At 44.5% G+C, this 23,645-nt stretch carries 20 protein-coding genes and 3 pseudogenes; 8 read left to right on the forward strand and 15 right to left on the reverse strand.

From position 1 onward, the window contains the following. The 3 genes from U5R06_08000 to U5R06_08010 form a co-directional block, all read right to left on the reverse strand. The gene (locus U5R06_08000; GenBank protein ID MDZ7722747.1) at nucleotides 1-633 is read right to left on the reverse strand and encodes a riboflavin synthase; all 633 of its coding nucleotides are present in this window, start codon (nucleotides 631-633) and stop codon (nucleotides 1-3) included. Between the two features lie 2 nt (nucleotides 634-635). Continuing rightward, the gene (ribD, locus tag U5R06_08005) at nucleotides 636-1,397 is read right to left on the reverse strand and encodes a bifunctional diaminohydroxyphosphoribosylaminopyrimidine deaminase/5-amino-6-(5-phosphoribosylamino)uracil reductase RibD (GenBank protein ID MDZ7722748.1); all 762 of its coding nucleotides are present in this window, start codon (nucleotides 1,395-1,397) and stop codon (nucleotides 636-638) included. A 72-nt stretch (nucleotides 1,398-1,469) separates the two neighbouring features. Next, nucleotides 1,470-1,769, reverse strand: coding sequence for a bifunctional diaminohydroxyphosphoribosylaminopyrimidine deaminase/5-amino-6-(5-phosphoribosylamino)uracil reductase RibD (locus U5R06_08010; GenBank protein MDZ7722749.1), 300 nt, complete (start codon nucleotides 1,767-1,769; stop codon nucleotides 1,470-1,472). A 281-nt stretch (nucleotides 1,770-2,050) separates the two neighbouring features. Between U5R06_08010 and U5R06_08015 the strand changes: the two are divergent. The 5 genes and pseudogenes from U5R06_08015 to U5R06_08035 all read left to right on the forward strand — a co-directional run bounded on the left by U5R06_08015 (nucleotide 2,051) and on the right by U5R06_08035 (nucleotide 7,754). Next, nucleotides 2,051-3,455: pseudogene (locus U5R06_08015) on the forward strand (SLC13 family permease). A 102-nt stretch (nucleotides 3,456-3,557) separates the two neighbouring features. Then, nucleotides 3,558-4,796 carry a HAMP domain-containing sensor histidine kinase gene (locus tag U5R06_08020; GenBank protein MDZ7722750.1) on the forward strand — a complete coding sequence of 413 codons (1,239 nt, stop codon included), beginning with the start codon at nucleotides 3,558-3,560 and terminating at the stop codon, nucleotides 4,794-4,796. A 9-nt stretch (nucleotides 4,797-4,805) separates the two neighbouring features. Beyond that, nucleotides 4,806-5,195, forward strand: a complete 390-nt coding sequence (locus U5R06_08025; GenBank protein MDZ7722751.1) for a response regulator — start codon at nucleotides 4,806-4,808, stop codon at nucleotides 5,193-5,195. Nucleotides 5,196-5,331: 136 nt separating this feature from the next. After that, nucleotides 5,332-6,481, forward strand: a pseudogene (gene proB / locus U5R06_08030) (glutamate 5-kinase). A 37-nt stretch (nucleotides 6,482-6,518) separates the two neighbouring features. After that, nucleotides 6,519-7,754: pseudogene (locus tag U5R06_08035) on the forward strand (glutamate-5-semialdehyde dehydrogenase). 23 nt (nucleotides 7,755-7,777) lie between these two features. On the opposite strand, the gene radC reads toward U5R06_08035, so the two are convergent. The 10 genes from radC to U5R06_08085 form a co-directional block, all read right to left on the reverse strand. After that, nucleotides 7,778-8,479 (reverse strand): DNA repair protein RadC, encoded by a 702-nt coding sequence (gene radC / locus U5R06_08040; GenBank protein MDZ7722752.1) that lies wholly within the window; start codon nucleotides 8,477-8,479, stop codon nucleotides 7,778-7,780. 32 nt (nucleotides 8,480-8,511) lie between these two features. Next, complete coding sequence (locus U5R06_08045; protein ID MDZ7722753.1) at nucleotides 8,512-8,964, reverse strand: FlgD immunoglobulin-like domain containing protein; 453 nt, start codon at nucleotides 8,962-8,964, stop codon at nucleotides 8,512-8,514. Continuing rightward, on the reverse strand, nucleotides 8,918-9,826 hold the full coding sequence (locus U5R06_08050) for a hypothetical protein (GenBank protein MDZ7722754.1): 909 nt from the start codon (nucleotides 9,824-9,826) through the stop codon (nucleotides 8,918-8,920). The genes U5R06_08045 and U5R06_08050 overlap by 47 nt, the downstream gene beginning before the upstream one ends. 79 nt (nucleotides 9,827-9,905) lie before the next feature. Then, the gene (locus tag U5R06_08055; GenBank protein MDZ7722755.1) at nucleotides 9,906-11,489 is read right to left on the reverse strand and encodes a M1 family metallopeptidase; all 1,584 of its coding nucleotides are present in this window, start codon (nucleotides 11,487-11,489) and stop codon (nucleotides 9,906-9,908) included. A gap of 38 nt (nucleotides 11,490-11,527) precedes the next feature. Next, nucleotides 11,528-12,178 (reverse strand): CAP domain-containing protein, encoded by a 651-nt coding sequence (locus U5R06_08060; GenBank protein MDZ7722756.1) that lies wholly within the window; start codon nucleotides 12,176-12,178, stop codon nucleotides 11,528-11,530. Between the two features lie 28 nt (nucleotides 12,179-12,206). Continuing rightward, entirely contained in the window at nucleotides 12,207-13,439 is a 1,233-nt protein-coding gene (locus tag U5R06_08065; protein ID MDZ7722757.1) for a hemolysin family protein, read from the reverse strand. A gap of 8 nt (nucleotides 13,440-13,447) precedes the next feature. Further along, a complete protein-coding gene (locus U5R06_08070) occupies nucleotides 13,448-14,056 on the reverse strand; it encodes a YigZ family protein (GenBank protein MDZ7722758.1) in 609 nt (202 codons plus the stop codon). Nucleotides 14,057-14,222: 166 nt separating this feature from the next. After that, nucleotides 14,223-14,405, reverse strand: coding sequence for a hypothetical protein (locus tag U5R06_08075; GenBank protein MDZ7722759.1), 183 nt, complete (start codon nucleotides 14,403-14,405; stop codon nucleotides 14,223-14,225). Between the two features lie 38 nt (nucleotides 14,406-14,443). Next, nucleotides 14,444-16,036: a transglutaminase domain-containing protein gene (locus tag U5R06_08080; protein ID MDZ7722760.1), complete on the reverse strand. Its 1,593-nt coding sequence runs from the start codon at nucleotides 16,034-16,036 to the stop codon at nucleotides 14,444-14,446. A 20-nt stretch (nucleotides 16,037-16,056) separates the two neighbouring features. After that, the gene (locus tag U5R06_08085; GenBank protein MDZ7722761.1) at nucleotides 16,057-17,478 is read right to left on the reverse strand and encodes a sodium:glutamate symporter; all 1,422 of its coding nucleotides are present in this window, start codon (nucleotides 17,476-17,478) and stop codon (nucleotides 16,057-16,059) included. A 132-nt stretch (nucleotides 17,479-17,610) separates the two neighbouring features. Here U5R06_08085 and U5R06_08090 point away from each other — a divergent pair, with 132 nt between their 5' ends. From U5R06_08090 to U5R06_08100, 3 genes are all read left to right on the forward strand, one after another. Further along, a complete protein-coding gene (locus U5R06_08090) occupies nucleotides 17,611-18,831 on the forward strand; it encodes a lysophospholipid acyltransferase family protein (GenBank protein MDZ7722762.1) in 1,221 nt (406 codons plus the stop codon). Between the two features lie 21 nt (nucleotides 18,832-18,852). Next, nucleotides 18,853-20,178 (forward strand): BamA/TamA family outer membrane protein, encoded by a 1,326-nt coding sequence (locus U5R06_08095; GenBank protein ID MDZ7722763.1) that lies wholly within the window; start codon nucleotides 18,853-18,855, stop codon nucleotides 20,176-20,178. A 322-nt stretch (nucleotides 20,179-20,500) separates the two neighbouring features. Next, nucleotides 20,501-21,037 (forward strand): HD domain-containing protein, encoded by a 537-nt coding sequence (locus U5R06_08100; protein MDZ7722764.1) that lies wholly within the window; start codon nucleotides 20,501-20,503, stop codon nucleotides 21,035-21,037. Between the two features lie 72 nt (nucleotides 21,038-21,109). On the opposite strand, the gene U5R06_08105 is transcribed toward U5R06_08100, so the two are convergent. Both U5R06_08105 and U5R06_08110 read right to left on the reverse strand, forming a co-directional pair. Then, nucleotides 21,110-21,784 carry a class I SAM-dependent methyltransferase gene (locus U5R06_08105; protein ID MDZ7722765.1) on the reverse strand — a complete coding sequence of 225 codons (675 nt, stop codon included), beginning with the start codon at nucleotides 21,782-21,784 and terminating at the stop codon, nucleotides 21,110-21,112. A gap of 69 nt (nucleotides 21,785-21,853) precedes the next feature. Next, on the reverse strand, nucleotides 21,854-23,473 hold the full coding sequence (locus U5R06_08110; GenBank protein MDZ7722766.1) for a hypothetical protein: 1,620 nt from the start codon (nucleotides 23,471-23,473) through the stop codon (nucleotides 21,854-21,856). Nucleotides 23,474-23,645: the final 172 nt, after the last annotated feature.

Here is a 23,645-nt window from a genome sequence, read left to right on the forward strand (position 1 = left end):
TTAAAATCCCAATTCTTCTAATTTTTTTTTAGTCAATTCCCTGCCCGCGGGTGCAACCATTTTATGAACATATTTCGCCAAAATGTCCGTTTCCAGATTCACAAAATCTCCTGTTTTTTTCGACGCGAGCGTAGTGGAATTCAGCGTGTGTGGAACAACTGCTATTGTAACTCGGTTCGTATTAACAGCTGCAACCGTCAGACTGATCCCGTCAATGGCAATTGATCCTTTTTCCACAACAAATTCATTCAATGTATCCGGTATATTGATCTCAAAGCTCATACCTTGCTGAAGAGGCATTCTTCTCAGAATTTTGCCCACTCCGTCAACATGCCCTTGAACAATATGTCCTCCAAGGCGCTGGTTGAGCATAAGCGCCTTTTCCAGGTTAACACGTTCTCCAGGTGATTTTGTTCCCAACGTAGTTCGGTTTAGAGTTTCTTGCACCGCATCTACTGTAAATGCATCATCCGAGCGTCGGATGACTGTCAAACAGATACCGTCCACTGCAATGCTGTCTCCAATTTGGGTGTCGGCCAAAAAATGTTCCGACGTTATGGAGAGATGTGCGGCATCCCCCTTTATTACCAACGCCTGCAATATACCGACTTTTTCAATCAGGCCTGTGAACATGATCAATTTTCATTTTTTTGAGTATCATATCTCGCTGAAATCATAATATCAGAGGATAAGCGTTTGATTTTTAAATTTTTTAACTCCAACGCCTGATTCATATTTCTTATTCCCAGGTCCCCTACGGAATCAAGACCGGCGCCCAAAAGCTTGGGGGCAATAAAAATAATAACCTCATCCACATTGCCGGTACGCAGGCATTCCGTATGCACTCCGCTTCCCCCTTCAACCAAAACGGATGTGATGCCAAGTTCACCCAGTTCCTTCCAGAGTACTTGCTGGGGTATATGGCCGTTATCATCTGCATTCAGAACCAGCACTGTTGAGCCACGCTCCACAATGCGCTGTACTTTCTCTTTGGAGGCTTGACTTGAGGTCACAATAATGGTCCTGCTCGCCAAATCATCTGCGATGACATTGGAGTCGAGAGGCACTCTTAACTTACTATCCAGGACAATCCGTCTGGGCAGCACCCCTTTTGTTTCATGCAGAGTCAGATGCGGATCATCATTGAGGACAGTCCCGATCCCGACCAGTACCGCATCGTGCCTGGCACGCAATCGATGTCCGGCTTTGCGTGCTTCTTCCGAGGTCACCCACTTGGAATGGCCCGTACTTGTTGCAATTCGCCCATCCAGGGTCTGAGCAATTTTCAAGGTGATGAACGGCAGGCTGGTTTGGATGAACTTTACGTATCCTTTATTCAATTCCTGACATTTTTCTTCGAGAATCCCAACATCAACGCTAATCCCCTTGGATCTCAAAATTCTATACCGCGTCCGGATTCCTGCGGGTTTGGGTCTATCATGCCTACCACGACACGGCTGATACCCGCTTCATACAATACGTGCCGTGCAAGGCCCTGTCTTTCCGGTCCTCGAACAAGGTTCAAGAGTCACATACAAGGTAGCGCCAAGAGCATCGTCTGCGGCATGTTCTAAAGCATTCACCTCAGCATGCGCCTGTCCGAAAAGTTGATGATACCCCTCTCCTACAATATTTCCGTCTTTTACGACAACTGCGCCCACCATTGGATTTGGACTGACCCGCAGACGTCCGCGCTCAGCCAAGTTCAATGCCCTCTTTATAAAATCCTGATCAGATCCAGAATCATTTTTTGTTTGTTTTGAAGACAAGGGTATGTTACCTGTTTAATGATCATATCAGTTAAAGCGAAACATAGAGTGCAGAAAAGTCTGTATGCCGCGCTACACAACATCATTTAGCTCGAAAAATATAAATATAATACTATATTGATGCAAGATAAATTTCAAATAATACACAATGAAACTGAATACTCATTCGGTTCTGTCCGATCGGCAAAGTTAATTGCCTTTACATTTAATTTCTTATGAGCTTTCTTTGTTTTCACAGTGAATTTTATTATCTTGGGGTAAATTTTACAACTGAATTTTTTATGAAAAAACGATTTAAATTTATTTTATCATTTGGTGTTCCGCTTTTGATTCTGTTGTTGCCGTCAGAATGGCTTGGAATTGAGGGGTTGACAGTCGTTGAACACCGGCTTGTTGCAATTTTTCTCTGCGCCCTGTTTCTGTGGGTAACAGAGCTTGTGCCAATCTACGCCACTTCAATACTTATTATTGTCCTTTTACTTCTCATGCTGTCCGACACTGCTTTTCTGGGATTACGATCTGCGATCGCACCGGACAACGCCCTTGATTACCGGAAAATCATGGCATCCTTCGCCTCTCCGGTTATTTTCCTCTTTTTGGGTGGATTTTACCTGGCGGCAGCGGCTGCCAAATACAGACTCGACACCAACCTGGCCAGAGTTTTGCTAAAGCCCTTTGGAACGCAACCCAAGTATATCATGTTCGGACTCATGTTTACGACAGCAGTCTTTTCAATGTTTATGAGCAACACCGCCACAGCAGCTATGATGCTTACCATTCTCATGCCGATTTTAAAGCTGTTTCCGCATGATGATCCCGGCAAAATCGGATTTGTACTGGCAATCCCCTTTTCTGCAAATTTGGGAGGAATTGGGACGCCAATCGGGACACCTCCAAACGCTATTGCATTAAAATATCTCACAGGCGCAGACTCTGTGTCTTTTGCTCAGTGGATGACATTCGGTATTCCATTTGTACTGGTCAATCTTCTGTTTTGCTGGTTTTTAATATGGCGATTCTATCCATCCCGCGTGGAAGCGGTGAATCTTGATATTAAAGGACATTTTTTAAAAGGTTGGCGTGCCATTACCATCTATATCACCTTTGGTATTACCATTTTTCTAATGGTTGACCGATTTTATGCATGGCATTAATTCGTACACGGTGGCCATGATCCCAATCGTCGTCTTTTCCATGACCAACATTGTATCAGCCAAGGATATGAAAAGCCTGAACTGGGATATATTATGGCTGCTGGCCGGCGGTATCGCACTGGGTAATGCCATGGAAGAAACCGGACTGGCTCTTCATATAATCGACAGCATCCCGTTTGACACCCTATCTCCGCTACTGATTATTGGTATCGCGACAATGATCACCTTTACTCTGGCTAATTTCATGTCCAGAACAGCCACAGCCAACCTGATGCTGCCGATTATTGCAGCCATGGGAGCAAATCTGTCCTCAGTCGCTGTTTACGGTTCCAAGCTGCTGATCCTTACCGTCACACTCGCAGCTTCACTGGCTATGGCCCTGCCCATCAGCACACCTCCGAACGCGATGGCGCATGCCACCGGAATCATTCGGACCGAACACATGGCCAAACCCGCACTGTTGATCGGTATCATGGGATTGATAGGACTGGCCGTATTGATGGTTATCCTGAAAGCGGTACACTTTGTATGAACCGAAAAACAAGCAACATACCCTGATGATCTCTAATACATACGAGACCATTATTTTTCCGATCCAGGCAGCCGCGTTGCCTTTAACACTCATGACCTGATTATGCGACAGGATAAATTTAACGATCGGCTTTATCTGCTGGAATCCGGTCAGCTGGATGGATATCATGAGCTGGCAGGAGAGCGGATTCGCTTGTTTACCGTCGAGCCTGATATGTTTGTTGGCGTGCATAGCTTTTTTTCCAGTACGTTCAAGAGCGGCGCCACAGTCCTTGCACGTAAACCATCGGTATTGAGATTTCTCACCTTTGACTCTATCGATCAGGACAAACTTGTGCATCAGTTCTATCAGGATTTTATGCCTGTAGTGGTGCATGAATTATTCAGCAGAACGCTCAACCTGCAGCAAGCTGCTCTGGACAAACATGAGACTTTGAACCAGCTCATCATGCATGAAAAACTGGCTTCTCTGGGACAAATGGCTTCCGGAATCGCCCATGAATTAAATAATGCCCTCTCGGTGTTGTCCAGAAATACAAAGTGGCTGTGCAGCAAATTTCAGGACATTGTTACCGTTGAAGGCGAGCGGGAAAAAAATCTTTTATACAATGCACTGGAGAACGGTCGCGCCCTCTCCACGCGCGACACCCGGCAGTTGTATAAGCAACTCGAAAAAAATACGGACTATGACCGCCAGAGTATTCAACACTTGTCAGAAATGAATATAAAAATCGATGAATCCGATAATGAGCACATTACACCCAATACCATAAAAAACCTGTATTTTAAATGGCAATTGGCCACAACTCTGCATGATATGAGCGTCTCCGCCAATCAAGCATCGCAAGTGATTAAATCTATGCGTTCATTAGGCTCTGAACCGAGAAAAAAATTAAACAAGGTAAGTATCCGCGAGACGATAAACGAGGCGCTGACTTTAATTTATCCCCAGTGCAAACATATCGATCTGCATATTGATATCGAAACCGATATTGAGATTCAGGCCAATCCATCTGAACTGGTACAGGTCTGGACCAACCTCTTGACCAACGCGTGTCAGAGTTTGAGTCATGCAGAAACAGTAAAGCCTGAAATATACATCCACTCTTTTAAGCGAGATTCAAATGCGTTTATCGAGATTACGGATAATGGCCCTGGGATACCGAAGGAACTGATCCCTCATATATTTGAGCCGCATGTGACCACCAAAGTTGATGGACTGTCATTTGGTTTGGGTCTGGGACTGTCCATCGTTGAAAAATTACTGAGCTACTGCAACGGTACCATCCGTGTAGACAGCAAACCCGGCAAAACAACGTTTTCTGTTAAAATAGCACTGTGAGGTGTATGTATGGAACGATTAAACATAGTCTGTATTGATGACCAGGAAAATGTGCTTTATACCCTGCAGCGCGATCTGACCCTATTCCAGTCAGACCTCAACCTCTCATTCTGCGGATCAGCCTCAGAAGCCTGCCAGGTGCTTGAAGAGCTGGAATCAGCCGGACGATATATCGCCATTGTGATTTGCGACCACATTATGCCGGATCAGAATGGAATTGATTTTTTGATTGAATTAAAGGAGGATGAACGCTTTTCGAAAATCAAAACCATACTACTCACGGGCCTTGCCACCCACCAGGGATTGCCATACGCGCCATTAATCAGGCACATATTGACAGATACATCGAAAAGCCCTGGGATGGTAAAGAACTCGTCGACACGATCAAGACATTGCTGACAGAGTTTATTTTTGATTCAGGGCTCGATTATTTACAGTACACCCCCTATTTGGATGAAAAAACCGTATTTGAGACGCTACACAATCCAAACAACCTCTATTCAAACCGGAATGATTAATGGCCAAGCAGGTAAAAATAAAAACTCCACAGTGGCAACGGGCTGTGATCAAAGTCGGAAGTGCACTTTGTGGCCCCAGGCAATACGATCAGCGCTCTGTATACGTCCGGGATAGCCCGGTTTATCAGCGCCTGCAGAAAGTCGGGCCGGCAAATCATACTGGTCAGTTCCGGAGCGGTTGCAGCCGGATTGACGCAAATAAATGCAAAGTATTCCAAACATCAACTCAATATTTCGGAAAAACAGGCTGTCGCAGCCATCGGACAACCGCTATTAATGGATCATTGGAAACAATTATTTGATTTTCCCTGCGCCCAGCTTTTATTAACGTATCAGGGGATAAATGATCGACAACGGTTTGTAAATGCCAAAAATACCATTCTCAAACTGCTTGAACTGGACACACTCCCCATCGTGAATGAGAACGATACAGTCATCATTGATGAGCTCAAGGTAGGAGACAATGATAACCTCGCCGCTCATGTTGCCGTGCTTGCGGATGCGGACCTTTTGATTATTTGCTCTGATATTAACGGCTTGTATCAATCAGATCCAAGACAAAACCATTCAGCCGGCTTTATTCCCGTGGTTGAAAACATTGACAGCTCCATATACAATCTGGCCGGAAAAGCGAATGATCCAAATGCCACAGGCGGTATGTTTACAAAAATTGAAGCAGCAGAGAAAGCAACGGCGCGCGGAATCAATACCGTTATTCTCAACGGGACGCGCCCCGAGTGCCTGACAAGATTATTAGAGGGTGAAATATGCGGCACGATATTTAAAAAACATGACACTCCGATCAAAGCCAAAAAGCACTGGATGCTGCATGCACTTCCCGGTGCCGGTGAAATCTGGATAGACCAGGGAGCGGCCAAAGCCATTGCTTTTAAAGGCGCCTCACTTTTGCCATCCGGAATTGTAGAAATCAAGGGGCAGTTCACTCGGGGTGATGCCGTCGCCATTATCTTTCGTAGGTCCTCCGGAACTATACTGAGAATCGCCAAGGGCATCAGTCAATATGACGCTTCTGATCTTTTGAAAATTATTGGCAAGAAAAGTCATGCAATTGAAAAAATATTGGGGTACAGTTATACGAATGTCGCTGTTCACCGAGATGACCTGGTGCTGTTTTCCAGCCCAAAGTCCTTGAAAGATAAAATATAAAAAGGAGAGGATTATGTCTGATTTATCCAAACAATTGATGGCTTTGGCCGATCAATGCCGGAGTGCATGTAAAATTACTGCACAATTATCTACACATGTTAAAAATGATGTATTGCATAAAATGGCCAATTCTCTGATAGATCAAGCCCAATTTATCGTATCTGAAAACACCAAGGATGTTGAAAATGCAAAAGCCAATGGTTTAAGCGCCGCCATGATCGACCGCCTGGTGATATCACATGCGGGATTATCAAAAATGGCCGCAGCCGTGCGTGAAATTGCTCAATTGCCGGACCCGGTGGGTGAAATCACAAAAACCTGGAGACGTCCCAATGGATTACAAGTCTCACAGAAACGTATACCGCTCGGCGTCATTGGTATGATATACGAATCCCGTCCCAATGTGACGTCCGATGCAGCAGCACTATGTTTCAAGGCCGGAAACAGTGTATTTCTAAGAGGCGGCTCCGAGGCATTTCACAGCAATCAGGCCATAGCAGCTGCGTTGCATACCGGCCTGGAACAGGCCGGTCTTCCCAGGGCTATGGTCACCCTGGTCCCGACCCCCAACCGGAAAGCTGTTCAGGAAATGCTCAAATTATCAGATTATATCGACATTATCATCCCGCGCGGCGGTGAAGGGTTGATCCGGTTTGTCACCGAGAACAGCCGCATCCCGGTTATCAAGACGTTCAAGGGCGTATGTCATTAGTACGTCGATTCATCGGCGAATGTTGCTCAAGCGGTCGATCTTTTGATAGATGGCAAAACATCAAGACCGGGCGTTTGCAATGCATTGGAAACTTTGCTGGTGCACAAGGACATTGCCGCTGATTTTTTGCCGGATGCTGAAAGAGCAATGAACGCCAAAGGTGTGGAACTGCGCGGCTGTAATAACACCAGAAAAGTATTGCCGGACGTAAAGTCAGCCTCGGAGGATGATTATTTTGCCGAGTTTTTATCGCTTGTTCTCGCCGTCCGTGTGGTGGACAGTCTCGATGACGCCATTGATCATATCGCAAAGTACGGATCTGATCACACCGACGTTATTGTCACAAACGATTATTCAAACGCCAAAGAATTCCTCAGGCGTGTTAATTCCTCGGTTGTGCTGGTAAATGCATCTTCGCGTTTTTCCGACGGCGGTGAACTCGGTCTTGGAGCAGAAATCGGCATCTCTACCACAAAGCTTCAGGCCTATGGGCCCATGGGACTCGAATCCCTGACGACCCAAAAATTCATCGTCAACGGAGATGGACAGATACGGCATTAAAGACTGATACAGCTTACTCTGGGTCAACCAGACCTTAAAAGACCGTGATCCGCGAAACTGAAAAAAGAATCCTTGCCGATGATAATATGATCCAAAACTTCAATTTCAGCATATCGGCATGCTGTCACCAGTTTATGGGTCACTTTTTTATCCGCATCTGACGGATCGGGATGACCGCTGGGATGGTTGTGCAGCAGTATAATGCGGGCAGCAGATAACTGCACTGTTTTCAAGATGACTTCGCGCGGAGACACCACACTTTCGGACAAGCTGCCTTCGAATAGTGTTTTCTCGGCGATCAATTCATTGCGCGAGGTCAGAAACAGCACCCGAAATTCCTCACGATTTAAATCACGCATCCGGAGATTGACACACTGATATACATCTTCGGAAGAATGAATTCGGCGGTTTTGCGTTCCCCATTGCTGCTGCACCAGACGTTTGGATAATTCAAGAGCAGACTTTAGCTGCGCTGCTTTTGCAATTCCAATGCCGTTCACTTTGCATAAAGCTTCGGCAGGCTGGGTATCCAGACCGCGCAAGCCGTCAAATTCATTGAGGAGTTGACGCGCAAGGCCCATTGCAGATGCCCGGCCATTGCCGGTACGCAGTATAATCGCCAACAGCTCGGCTTCGGATAGAGTATCCGGTCCATATTTTAAAAGCCGTTCCCGAGGTCGTTCATGTTCAGGCCAGGATTTAATGGTTTTGTAATCTCTAGTCATGGCACCCCCTTTTTTAATCAATACGCAGAAATTTATTTTAATTTTATCATTTTCAGTGTCTTTTGTAAAACCCGGTTATCGGTTTCCAAAGCAATAGACAGCAAATAAACACCGCTGGACATATCCAACCCCCGTCTGTCTCTGCCATCCCACTTGATCCTGTGAATCCCCCTATCCATGCGCCCCGAATAGAGAGGGCGCACATGTTGCCCCCGTGAATTATAAACATCAATCTCCACGTGTCCCGGGGCGGGCAGCTGAATATCAATTTTAGTTTCCGGATTGAACGGATTTGGAACATTTCGCACTGTAAAATATGTTTCGGGCTGCTGTTTTACACCGGCAACGTCTGTGTCCGAGTCAAGCTGAAACCAGGAATTAATACGGTCAAACCAGCTGAAGCGGCTCTTTCCTGAGGCATCACAAAAGTTTACCGGGTTAAAAGATAAATAAATCTGCTTTCGGCCTGCTCTTTTTATCATCATAGAAAATACCTGCTGCGCCATTGTCCAGCGGATACAAAAAACAGTCCTGTGCCGGATCAATGGATTCTATAACGTTTCCAATATGTATCTGCTCAAGAGTATCCTGATGAGTCAAGCTCAATGTCAAATCACGCCAATACGGATAGTAAAAATTCCCGGAAATCATTGAAGAGACCGCAGATCTGGATTCATAACGGGCATGCAGCACATGATGGTAAAACAATGAATCCAGGGCTGTACCCTGTTCGATCAGATCATACCCCACATTAGAGCCGATAAGAATGAGATGATTATCGCTGTTAACTATGGACATCAATGCATTTTGTTCCTCGGCGGTCAGGCTAAATTGCGCATCGTCCCCGCTGTACCAAATCCAGAGCGGCGCATCTACTGCTTTAGCTGGTATTAAACCGCGGACTTTATTAGTCCAAACAGAATATGAAAGATAACGTGATTCGAACAGATGCCTGAAATAATCACCGGCATCTGCTTCAACTGCATCATTGATAAGAATGACCTGGGAAGGCCCGACATAAAAGCTTGTGTGAACCGGAAACAGCGGAATATTGTTCTCATTATAGAGCCAGAGCTCACAATCGACTCGGCCGGGACGGGCGGTCGGTGAAACCTGTATGTCAAAGGGCCGCGACTGCAACGGCAGTGTATCCTGTGCTGCAGCATTGCCAAAGTGAACTGAATCCGTCAGAACTCTTACAAACGGATTGTCCGTGCGCAAAATACCGTATGTTTCTCCAAGATCGATACCGTCATTATGCAGATGGAAGCGGCATTGAGCTGATTGTCCGGGTAAAAGATTGACCAGATTGTTGTCCCGTTCATCCAAAAGTTTAATCTGTTGCAATCGGATCGCATTTACACTCAGTTCCTGCTGCCGGCGTAAAATCCAGTGATCAGGATCCAGATTAACGTCTGCGGGAGGTTCAGATACAGTGAGCTCGAACAGCCTGCGAACGCTTGCTATTCTGAAGCACGATCGTTGAATCCCCGGCTGTAAATTGTAATTGCATATCAATCGGCATCTGATAGACAACATCATCCTGAACCTGATGGATCATGATCGATAAAAGATAGTTTCCACTCGATGTTTTTTCCGTCTTCCACGTGTAACGGTAGAACGGATAGCCGGATTCATAAATCCACTGCTGAAAAAACGGCTCCAGGTCCATCCCGCTCACGGCTTCACACACTGTCTGAAAATCCTTGGTCACTGCGGTCTTGAAATAAAATCGTTCTCTATACTCGTGGAGTAGTTCGAAAAACACGGTCTCCCCGACCACATGCCGCAGCATATGAAGCACCCATCCTGCTTTCATATAAGTCAGTTCATAATGAAAAATATCATCCTGAAGCGGATCTTCAACAAACACCGTACCCTCTCCCAGGTATCGCTTGTAATTCATCCATTGGCGCATAGCATCCGCTCCGCCCAGGTATTCTTTCCACAGAGCTTCTGCATACGTCGCAAAGCCTTCATTCAGCCAGATATGATGAAAATTCTCACAGGTGACCATGTTCCCCCACCATTGATGCGCCAGTTCATGAGCGATCAGAATTTCGCCCCAATATCCGAGACTGCTGATGGTCTGGTGTTCCATGCCGCCGCCCCACAGGAATTCAGCATGCCCGTATTTTTCTTCAGGGAATGGATATTCGCCGAAACGTTCAGAGAATACGGACATCATTTCCGGTGTTTTGGCATAATTATTTTTTAACGCGCTCAGATGCTCAGCAAATACGTAATAATCCAATAAAATTGAATCTCCGGAAGCGGTAATATACCAATCCTGATAATTGATATAGGGATGGATGGCAACTGAAACCAGATAAGTTGCAATGGGATACTGTTCATGCCAGTGAAAAGTACGCTTTTCACCCAAAGGTGTGGTCTTGACCAGGCGCCCGTTAGACGCGACGATTAAATCCTGTGGAACTGTAATATAAATATTTACTGAATCTGCCTTGTCCTTTGGGTAATCCTTGCAGGGCCACCAGGTTCTTGCGCCAAAAGGTTCACTCAGAGACCATATCATCGGTTTATTCTGATAAGTATCAAAGCCGAAATGCATTCTCGTGCCGTTCTCCGGATAACCGCTGTAATAGACGCTGAGAGAAAAGCTACTGTCCGGGGAAACAGGTGCGGATAAATTCACATGTATCAAATCATCAACATGTCCGAAGCTGAGTCGTTTTCCGCGATCTAAAACTGAATCCACCCTCATTTCGTCCAGTAGATTCAGTTCAATGTGGTGCAGGGAATCCAGAGCCCATGCCTTTACGGTCATTTCCCCTGCAAGATACTCTTCCGCGACATCCAGATCAAGTTTCAAAGCATAGTAATGAACATCATATTTTTCTTGATTATCTGTAATAGTTCCAGCGCCTGTGAGCAGGCGCTTTGCCCTTTGTTCTTTGCGTTCGGCTTCAGCGCGCAGCCAGGATTCGGCTTTTTGAATATTTTGAGTAAGAGCGATGCTGGAAAAGCTCAATACTATCAACGCTGCCATAAAAATCGCAATAGTTTTTGAATGCGCACCGAAAATGATCACATGTCCTCACTGGAAAAATTCTGCGTTATTTTAAAAGCGCCCATATTATAAAAATCATGCTGGCGATAAAAAGCGGCGCCTATCCCCAGATATTTTAGATTGCTATTTAATATATTTCGTCGATGTCCGGGTGAATTCATCCACTGACGAACCACAGTTTCTGCAACGTCAAGATAGGTTCTGTACTCCAGCGCCGGCCCCCGATGAGTATAGCTAAAGTATCCGCCATTTTGGGCAGGGGTGTAAACCGGTCGCCCGGACTTGTATTCAAGTGCAAATGCGATCGCAATATTTTCAGCGCGGTATCCCATGTTCAGGCCTACCTGAGACAACCGATCCGCCAGATTCGTTTTTCCGGTCACCGGACTTTTGTGCGAAAAAAAATCATATATCACCATATCCAGGCTATAAGCCCGGGCCGCATACTCCAGTGCCGGAGAATGCTGAAAAGGCGGCAAATGCTTTTTGTATCTTTGCGCGTTGGTGGCATAAAAAACGGCAGCATGCAGCAATTTGTAATCGATTGAATCCGGCTGTATCCGTTTCGAAGCAGCAGGATAATCCTTAAAATCTTTAAAAGTGTAATCATTATAATCCGTATATGACCAGGCGCCGGGTTGTTGCACTCTGCCATTTGCACTGATCAAGAGTAAAGTCAACACTGTAAAAATCTGTTTAATCAGTTTGATTCTCCTTAACAGCCTGCACGTTCTGATCGATTCTCACTTTATTGATCTTTGTTTTGCTGCTGTCCAGGACCATAATTTTAATATCATCCAATTGGACATAATCGCCGCGCTCAGGGACACGTCCCAATTTATTTTCGACCAACCCTGAAATGGTGACATAATCACCTTCCGGCAAGTCAAGGTTGTACTGTTCACGCAGGTGATCAATCTCAGCTCTGCCGTCGGCAACAATAGATTTTTCATCAACAGATTTGATCAGAACCTCTGAAACATCATATTCATCTATAATGCTTCCGAATAATTCTTCAACAATGTCTTCGAGGGTAATTAAACCATCAGTACCGCCATGCTCATCTACCACAATAGCTATACTTTTGCAATTTTGCTTGAATTCCTTTAATGCATCAAGCGCACGCATGTGTGCGGGAAACATCAATGGTGAACGAAGAGGCAGCACATCAGTAATCGGTTCCGTTAAAAAATCCAAAACATAGAGAAAGCCTTCAATCTGGTCAACATGTTCTCTGTAAATCGGGAGCCGGGAAAATCCACTGTTGTGGAACAACTTTACAATCTCTTCCCGGTCTGTGTTGATTTCGCAGGAGACCATTTCTGTGCGGGGGATGCGCACATCATGGACACGTTTATCGGCAATATTGATGGCGCGATGCAGCATCAGACGCCCCGTTTTATCAATCAACTCGCGATGTGCATATTCGCGTACGAGCATGGGCAGTTTGGTTTTTGAAAAAACAGAATTGATATTATCTTCATGGCTTTTGAATAGTTTAAGCAGCTGTTTTGAAAACAATTCCGAAATGTATATCAGGGGATAAAAAAGAAAATAAAACATCATAAGCAACGAAGGCGAAGAAACTGATATACGGTTTGGGATCAATGTAGCAATAGACTTTGGAATAATTTCCCCAAAAATCAGCAGGAATGCAGATGTAACCAGCACCAGTACGGATTCATTAAAAAAAGCAGAGAAAACCACAATCGCAAGGGACGAACAAGCCACCATGACAATATTATTTCCCACCAGGGTGGTCGTTAAAAATGTTTGGTCGCTTTGTACCAGAAAATTTGAAAATTGCTTTTCCGGTTCCTGATGGGTCCTCAAACGCAGTTTAATTCGATTGGAAGAGATATAGGCGGTCTCGGACCCTGAAAATATCGCACTGAGCAATAATGTAAGAATAAATAAAAAAAGATACACTGAATTCCCTATTTCAATACAATCGGTGTTATACGCCCGGAGGACTCTTCCACAATATAATCAATAAAATCATCCATCCGGCTTGAACGCACTTTTAATTGATACGCCATATGATCATCAAATTGAGAATGCACAACTTTGGCATCATATTTTTCTATGCTTTTCATTAATGTGTTGGTCAGATCGTATGGACATTCAATACCCAACAGCCGTGTGCGATACTTTTTAATAATCTTTGCCTCGTTTACAGCATCTCCTGCCGCTTGACCATACGCACGAACGAGACCTCCGGTTCCCAGTTTTGTACCTCCAAAATATCGGGTAACAATAACAAGAATATTTAACAGATCATTTCCTTTAATAGCCTGGAGGATGGGTTTGCCGGCAGTTCCAGACGGTTCGCCATCATCATTGAATCGTTCAACCTTGCCATTTTCCACACAATACGCATAACAATTATGTGTTGCATCATAATGCTGTTCAGAGACGCCAACTATGATTTCTTTGACCTTTTTTCTGTCAGTCACCGGAAAGGCGCGTCCGATAAAGTGAGACCCTTTAACCCGGAGATCTATTTGGCTTTCTTTAGCGATCGTTTTGTACAGATCATTTTGCATAACTCAATATAATTATCCATTTATTTAAAATCAATAATCCATTCATCACCAAAATTAACAAATTGGAGAGACGCCACATGAATGTGAACAGCCTCCTTCAAATCGCTTCTGCTCGGTCCGTGAAAAAATCCATTCCGGTGTCACCAGATTCTCTGCCTTTATAAATTCAAATCATAGAGACAGTCCGGGCTTGTTCGGATCCTTTAATTGTTGTATCTGCCGCGCCGGCATAAAACTTTGAGCAAGACAGCACAACACGTTCGAATCCCGGTGACGGCGGCATATCTGCAACCCGCCGTTCACCGGGCAAAGCATGATTCCACCCAAAAAAGGTAGCGCTATTTTCCACATAAACAATCATCGTTAATAAACAGAGGCGGTCCTGGATTAACGTGCAACCGGATTCCATCCACCGACGGTCCAGACCTCAAGTTCCATACCGGGATCAGTTATAAAGGATTCATTCGAATTGTAATACCAACCCAGTATTTCAGAATCCCCGCCTCCCTGAGTGGTTATCAGAAAACGATTCGGAAGATGTCCAATTCCCATAGCTACCTCTCTCGGAGTTTGCTTATCACCGGCCTGTGGATCCATTGGGATCCAGCCATATCCGGGCAAATAGACCTCGGGCCACCGATGAAAATATTCATCGATACTCGCATCATCGCCCCGCACAACAGCAGCGCCTACATAACGGGCCGGAATTCCCGCAGCCCGGCATAATGCAATAAAACTGAATGTATATTCCGAACAAGACCCGGTGCCGCGTTGCAGGACAAACGGGGCGACATTCCACCCACCCTCCAGTTTGTATTCCAATGTATTGCGGACATAATCATATATACGCTGAGCCATATAATACGGTCGTTGTTCATCATTTAAGATTTCTTTGAGTTTTGCTTGAATAAACGAATCATTGATACGGTACTTGCTGCCGTCAGCGGTGTAGGATTCGGCAATGTCACTCGGAATATCTTCAAGACCGCCCACATGATCGGGAAAAATGAAATAATCGACAGCATAGAGCTTTGCCCTTACACTCATCTCTGTTTCAATCGGCACAGGACCGGATTTATCATGATAGGAGAAAGCTGCAAATTCCTGATCCCAGCGATCCTTCAGACCTTTATAGTCCTCAGGTGAAAATTGTATAGATTCAATTTTCTGATACGGACGTTCCTCCGGAATCGCAACGTATACATTGAGTTGTTGAAGACTCCCCTGACCACGGGGAAAGGCATGATGTTTCAAAGTCACCTCGGTATACCGGCATTCCGAAAGTTTGTACAATTCCTTGTCCCTGCGGACGCACTGGTACAAGCTGTCCGTTTCAAAATCGACATTCCATAAAAAACTGCCGTCCCAGGCAAGACCACTGCTGTAGGGCCCGGGGGTTTGACCGATTACAAGTACACATCCGGATTCCGGGTCAATCATGTACAATTCGTCCTCACCCCGGTCGCTGCACCACAGATACTGACCGTCAAAGGTCAGGCCCTGGGTATTTCCGGCAGGCGCCTTGATCGTTTTGATTGCGGTTCCATCGGATAAATCCATTTTATGTATTTCTGAATCGCGACGGTCCGCCACCCAGAGTGTTTCACCATCCCATGCCAGTCCGAACGGATTGCTGCACGGAGCATCAATTCGGAACATGACAGTACCATCCTGGGGATTGATTTTATAAATTTTGTTCTGAGCATCATCTGCGTTCCACAAAAATTCGCCGTCCCAGGCAAGTCCGGTCGGCCAGTAGCCGGGTGAGTTTATAGAATCAACGACTTTGCCGTTTTGATCAACACGCAGCAGTTTTTTTTCTTCATAATCCGCAATCCACAAACATTTTCCATCAAATGTCATTCCGGTAGAGTGGGAATAGGGTGCTTTAAAGCCTGTGACAATATCTCCGGGAACACCACGGACATTTCCGGCGATAAAAACAAGAGTTAGCAAAATAAATTGATAATATCGAAGCATAATAATCTCCCTGATAAATTTTAGTCTCCCTGATGTCTGAACCACAAGTGTTTGTGTTGGCCCAATGCCCGTTTTCTGGCAATGAACCCATAGGACACCGTAACAAATACGAGATAAAGAAACGAAATTCCAATAGCAATCAGCATGTAAAGCGGATCGCCGGTCTTGTAGGTTTGCAGGGGTAAATTGATGACGAGAATAAGCGGTATCATTAGAAAAAACGTAAGACCGGACGCATAGGCATAATCTTTTGCCACAGGCGATTCAAATTCCGGATCAACAGCGCGCAGCAGCGCCAGTCCTGTTGATAATGTTCCGGTCGATACACCAAAGATCAATAATGTTCGCAAAAAACGATGATCATAAAAAAGGCGTGAGCAGAACCAGATTGTAGCATAAAAGGTCATCACCGCGCCGACCACGGCCAGGATAATAATCGGGAGCCAATACTGCCACACCGCCACCAGCGAAATTGCAGCAACAGCGCTTGCCACCATAATATCGACACTCAGACCGGTTATACGCGTCAACGTCTTGTTATCTGCGATGTAATCAACCTTGCATTTAACCAACAAAGCGCGCAGCGTCAGCCCCATAAAAGCGGCAAAGATAAAATTAATACCCCATAGATTTGTGGCCAATTCCACTCCCATGGGACCGGCAAGCGCCAAAAGCTCGCCGATTCCGGTTAAAAGCAACCAGGACATAAAATAGGCTGTTAAAACCAGGGCAATATGCAGCGAAAACGAATCAATGGCTTCTGTGTCTGTTTTCAATTCAGCGCCCACTTCCAATTTACTATCGCGCGGACGCACCCCGGTGCGGGTATAATGGGTGTCAATGGACTCCAGTTCCTGTTCTGAAACCCAGCCTTTTTTGAGGGCATGCTGAATTAAAAAGATTCCTCCGAAACTGCAGAACACAAACCCAATCGCGGCAAACGTCAAACCGATACTGCCTCCATTTTCCACCCCGTAGATACTCCAGGCCTCACCGATGGAATATGCCTGTCCGGGGCCTTGTGAAAAACCGAGCGGCAGCATAAACCCGAATGAATGAAACAAATCAGGCATGAATGTGGCAATAAAAACCAAAGTCAGGGTCAAGCCCACAAATGCCTGCAGCGCCATCTGAGAAATAATGGCAACCGCTGTGGGAAACGCATTTTTGCTCTGTTTTTTACCTTTCGGCCCCTGCCGCAGAGTCAGCGCAATAAAGGATAATCCCAAAAAATGATAAGTTAATTGCCCCAGTTGAATTGATGTGAGCCCAACCAGCGGAAAAATAAAATTATAGAGCGGAAGCAGAATAAATCCGGCTGTCAATGCGTTGGGGATCAGATATCTCTGAAAAAACTTTACTTTTGATCTGATGACTGTCGCAAGCAATAACGAACACGAAATTACCCCTAAATTGATAAACACATGCCATGAAAAATTCATAGGGCCGTCCTGTTAGTTTGTATGGGTAGTTTTTTAGAGTTTCTAACAAAAGAAAATAATTAACTTGATAATTAGAAACAAGTTTTTAAATTTGAATTTAATTCATAGGCATCAAAAAGAAAAGGGCAAAAAATGCAAAAGAAAACATTAAAGAAATTCAATCCGATCCTATGGTTTATAGCCTATGCAACGATCGCACAAGGTCTAAGACTATCCTATCATATCAAAGCCAAAAATAAAGCCCTTTTCAAACAAATAAAGCCGCCGTTTATACTGGTAGGCAATCACGTGACATTTTGGGATCCGCCCATGGTGAACAGTTTTATCAAACAGCGCATCCATTTTGTCATGTCCGATGCAAATCTTCGAAATTCTATTGCCAGATGGCTCTTTATCAAAATGGCGGCGGTCATTCCAAAAACAAAAGCCAGATCAGATTCTTCCACCGTGAGACAGATGATGCGTTTGGCCAAAGACGGACGTGTGATTTGCGTATTTCCGGAAGGCCGTGCCACATGGGACGGTCAAACTCATGAAATCTTTTATTCCACCAGCAAGCTCATCAAAAGCCTCAAAATTCCAGTCATTGTGGCCTTGACTCGTGGCGGCTACTTGACAAGGCCGCGCTGGAGTCGATCTCCCCACCGCGGTCGTATGCTTATAGAATACAGTCAGCTATTTGACAAGGAAGAGTTAAAGTTTGTTTCGGCTGAAGAGATTCATAAAAAACTTCAAAACGCTCTGTGGCACGATGATTATGAATATCAGACTCAATACGGGGTTAAATTCAAATCTAAAAATCAGCCTGAATACCTGGAGCGGGTTCTGTTTATCTGCCCGGTATGCAAGCAGCTAATTACTTTGGAATCGCACAAGAGTTTACTCTCCTGTAAAGCCTGCGGCTTTCAAAATGAATATACAGAGACCGGAGAACTGGTACCTGTTAATAATGCGAAACAACCCAGACGGCGTATTTATGACTGGACAACCTGGCAAAGCAGTTATCTTGAAACTCTTGTCAAGAACAAACAAAAGGAGGACAAGAATCAACCTATTTTCGAGGATCACAATGTCACCGTTAAAACCGGTTTCAAATTTCAAAATTTAAAAGGCCATATGACCGGTACGCTTGCGATGTACGTGGATCGTTTTGAAATCCAGTCTCCAAACGGTGATCCCCAGATTCTATATATCGAGGACATGACGGGAGTTCAGGTACTGCTTTCAAACCGATTTGAATTTTATCACAAAAACACCCTGTATAAATTTGATTTTGAACATCCAAACACATCAGGTTACAAGTATATGCTCGCCGTGCAAAAAATTGCACCGGAACGAACAGAACTGGAATAAAACCAATCAAAGGAAAATCTTATGAAAAAACGTGTATTGCTGTTGTGCATCTTTTCGTGCGCGCTTTCTGTGTGGGGACAGAACCAGGATTCGGAAGATATTGTTAAAACCGGGTGGAATGTCGGGCTGTTGCCGGCCATCGCTTATAATTCGGATCTTGGATTTGAATACGGCGCCATTGTTAATCTTTTCAATTACGGGGACGGTTCTAATTATCCAAATTATGACCATTCTTTATACCTGGAAGTATCGCGTTTTACCAAAGGCAGCGGCATCTTTCGCGCCTACTATGATACCCAATACCTGATTCCAAACATCCGTTTGACTGCAGATCTTAGCTATTTGCCGGATGAAGCCTATGATTTTTTTGGATTCAACGGCTATGAATCCGTCTATCATCCCGATTGGGAAGATGACACATCTGATGATTATAAATCACGCATGGTCTACAAGTACCAGCGCAATTTGTTCAGAGCTAAAGCTGACTTTCAGGGTGGTATCAGTGGAGAAAATTTTCGCTGGATTGCCGGAGCCGCGGTCCGAAACTTTGACATTGCCCCTGTAGACATTGAAAAACTGAACAAAGGACTGGATAAAGAAGACAAGCTACCCTCTGTTGATGAACAACCCGGCTTGTACGAAAAATACCTGAACTGGGGACTGATACCGGAGGATGAAAAGAATGGTGGAACCATTGCAAGTGTAAAAGCAGGACTGGTTTATGATACACGCAACACTGTTCAGAATCCTTCAAAAGGGCTCTGGACGGAAGCGGTGCTCGTGGGCTCTCCCTCCTTTTTGAGCGATGAATCTTTTATCAAATTCAGCCTCACACACCGTCAGTATCATTCAATTACAAAATCCCTGACATTTGCGGGACGTTTTGGATATCAAACCACGTTAAGCGGTCATTCTCCCTTTTATTTTCAACCGCTCATGATTACGTCGGTCTATACAGGCGCATGGAATGAAGGCCTGGGCGGACAGAGATCAATCCGTGGTGTAAACAGAAACCGAATCGTTGGTGACGGCTTTGTGTATGGAAATTTTGAATTACGCTGGATCGTCTGGCGTTTCAACATCGGCAATCAAAACTTTTACCTCGGCCTCAACAGCTTTTTCGACACCGGACGGGTCACTGATGAAATTAACATCTCCCCTGCACAGTCTGATGAACAATCAGATCCATATTTCGATCCCGGCTCGGAATCATTGCACCATTCTGCAGGATTGGGTTTAAAAATCGCTATGAACTGGAATTTTGTGCTTTCTGTGGAATACGGACAAGCATTTGATGAACAGGACGGAGATTCAGGATTATATATCGCGTTGAACTATCTGTTTTAAAATCCAGTATTTCTCCCGATCATTTATAGGTTGGACTAATTTAAACCGTTTGTTTGTTGATGTTACAAATACAGAGTATCAATAGCTCTGTATATCGACATGCAAACGGTTTTTAGTAATCACAAGAGAGGTTAACATGCGAATAAACGCACCCAGAAAATTTTGGTGGAATGTATCTGGAATATTAGGACTCTTGGGCATTATCGGACATTACAGTACGTTGCCTATTCTGTCAATGCATGCGTTCTGGTTCATGACCTTTGCATGGATATTTTTAATGGCCAGCACCTTGTTCAAAAGTATGTAAGCACACGGTTGTTTTATGAACGCAAAAAAACTGCTCGAAAAGTATTACACCGATCATCAGGAAGCTTTTGATATATTACTACCTCACAGTATTGCTGTGCAGGAAAAAGCCATAGACATTGCTGAACATTCCGGAAAACCTGACCTGGATATTTCCTTTATAAAGGAAGCATCACTACTACATGATATTGGCGTTTTCCGTACCTTTGCCCCTCCGATCGGATGTCATGGCAGCGAACATTATCTAAAACATGGTATAATTGGCCGGGAAATTTTGGAGCATGAAGGCTATCGCCGACACGCACTGGTTTGCGAGCGGCATATCGGAGTCGGTTTAACGCGTGAAGATATTATCAAAGGCCGGCTGCCGCTGCCTGCACGCGATATGGTCCCCCTTTCTGATGAAGAAAAAATAATCTGTATTTCGGATTTATTTTTTAATAAAAGTGAGCCGGATCAACAGCGCTCTCTGGATACCGTGCGCAAAAAACTTGTAAAATTTGGTAAAACCTATCTTTTTGAAACATGGATACAGGATTTTAATGTCTCATAACCTCGCTCAGGATGAATATTTTACAGACTCTTGATCTTGAAACCCGGTTCAAGATCTTGAAAACATTCGAGTTCATTTTCGCGCCATGACCATATACTGACCGCCAAAAGGGACACGGGTCAGGTATTTTTCAAATATATTGAATCGGCGAAGACCTGCCGGGAAAAAAAGGATATAATCTGTTCTCAAATGCTTCAATAAAGCGCCGGAAAGCAGACTTTTAAACTCTGCAGGACGCAGCAACACCGCATCTTTATCAAACGGACACGTATTGACCGCATGTTGTGTCAATGGATTATAAGGGTTGTGTTCAAAAATAAACAAATAACCCTGCAGTGCCAAAATAATACCGATATACTGCATCCAGTGATCGCGTTGATCCACAGGTATGTGATGAAAAACACAGGAAACAAACACCATATCCATAGCCGGTAATGGATCAGGCTTTTCATCCACATGAAAAAATGAAACAGACGGATTATTTGTCCTGGCAGTTTCCAGACTTTCTCTGGAGACATCACAGCCCCATACGCAAGCATCAGGAAATGCTAACTTTATAAATGGTATATTCCGGCCGGTTCCACAACCAAATTCAAGAATCCGTGCCGGCTGCTTTTTTAAATAGCGTTGAAGCGTTATTACCTTGTGCTCTGCATAGTAGGAAATATTCTTTCCCAGCTTGCCAATGTTTTGCTGTAATACATTGTCATACTGTTCAGCATATTCATCAAAATCAACTTTGGGCATAATCCAGTTACCAATCTATTCTGTTCCAATGTTTTTCATGTCTCCGGGTTCTTTTATACATCACAATCTTTAGGGTTTCACCTTATAAATCAAGGCGTAGCGATTTCCGGCACCCAGCTTGCTGACAAATTCGAATCCCGGATGCTCTTCGGGCGTTTCCAGAAAAGAAATCGTCTTCCATCCCCTTGTTTCCAGTTTCCATTGATACCACGAATAATCGGATTCATAGATACGATTGTCGTAAAGCCAGGCCACATGCGTGACATCACGCGCTGTCAGCCATTTACGCAGAGAATCCGGTTTGGTGTTGGGCAATTGCGTCAAATTCAGGAAAGTGCTGCTGTCCCGTCCTGAATAATATTGTGCAATATAGGGCTGAGAGATAACCATTCTGGTATTTTTCGGTTGATCTGCAAACCATTCAGCCGCAAGTCTGTATTCCGCTTTGGCATAATGAATCTGGTAAAACTGATCACTGTGATTTCTCAGCATTCCCATTGAAACAGGCAGGGAAAAAAGTAAAAATACGAGCGCAAACATCAGGTTACAGCGGCGCATTTCAAGCAATGCAAATCCGGCCAGAGCCGAGTTAAACAGAACGAATGCGGTCCAGGAAAATCGAAAACCGGCGCTCTGGAAACGGACGAGCAGGATTATTTCCGCCGTAACCAAAAGCACCAATGGAATGATTAATTTATTTTTCTGCAAAAATTTCAAGATCCATTGTTTGATAGCAGATTGTGTCGCCAAAGAATATCCGCCAAGTAAAATCAGAAAAATTGTATCCCAGGTTATGATTACCAGGTAATCTTTATTCTTTGTAAACCATACCATATGGATTACCGCAAACGCAAGATAATACATAACAAGATACAAAGTCTCCCGCGGCATTTTTCGCATAAACACAACAATTCCATACAGCATGAGGACAACGCCGCCGAGCGCCGGAATTAAATAAACAGAATTCGGCAGAAATTCAAAAGTTCCCTGCAGCAAAATAGGCAGATAGGCCAGAGTGATTGAGCCTTTTGAATAAAAATCTGTGTAGCTTTGTCCATCGCCCTGACTGGAGGACAAGAATGTCCAGGCGATCAAAAATGCCAATGACAATAATGATAACGAAACGGTTTTTATCCTGTTTCGCCGGGTAAAAAACTCGCTCCCGCCGATTCCGGCAACGGTGCATGCCCCTTCGTATCGAACCGTTGTACTTGCAAAACCGACAAGATACGCCCAGCGCTTTCGCCGTATAAACAGCCAAAACGCCCAAAAACCCAGGGCCAGAAGCAATAGCTCTGCTTTGGGCTTGATGATCATCCGGATTGTCGACGGGTGCAGAGCCCATGCCCAGACCAACAAAAAAGCCCAGCGGCCAATAAAATGCCGACCGATAGAATAAAGAAACACAAAACTGATTGCCGCACAGATTAGATTGATCGTTTCAGTGGCGTATAATTCCCGATTCCGGCCTTTAACAGGGGTTGAAGTAAGCGCAATCAAGGCTGAATACAAGGGCGGGCGTTTGGATATTCCCGGATTTTCAAGATTACGCATCGCTATGGCTTTTTCACGATAATCAAAAAAATCACTGTCCGGCACATAAAATTCATTAACATACTGTCCAATATACACCGCAAAACTGACAAACAGCAATAAAAGCGGTAAAAAGGATTTCACTCTACAGATCATGTCTTGCTTGTCTCTTTCCGGCTTTTATAAATTCAAATGGTATCAGCACCCATTCACAGGCCTATAAAAAACTGGTTTATATTTCCAATAAACCCAAAGAAATATAAACCAGTAAATTGTGTAAATCAAGTAAGAAAATAATGATATTCAAAATAATTTGTGCATAGAGTGC

Source organism: candidate division KSB1 bacterium (assembly GCA_034521575.1).
In the GTDB taxonomy this organism is placed as follows: Bacteria; Zhuqueibacterota; Zhuqueibacteria; order Residuimicrobiales; family Krinioviventaceae; genus JAXHMJ01.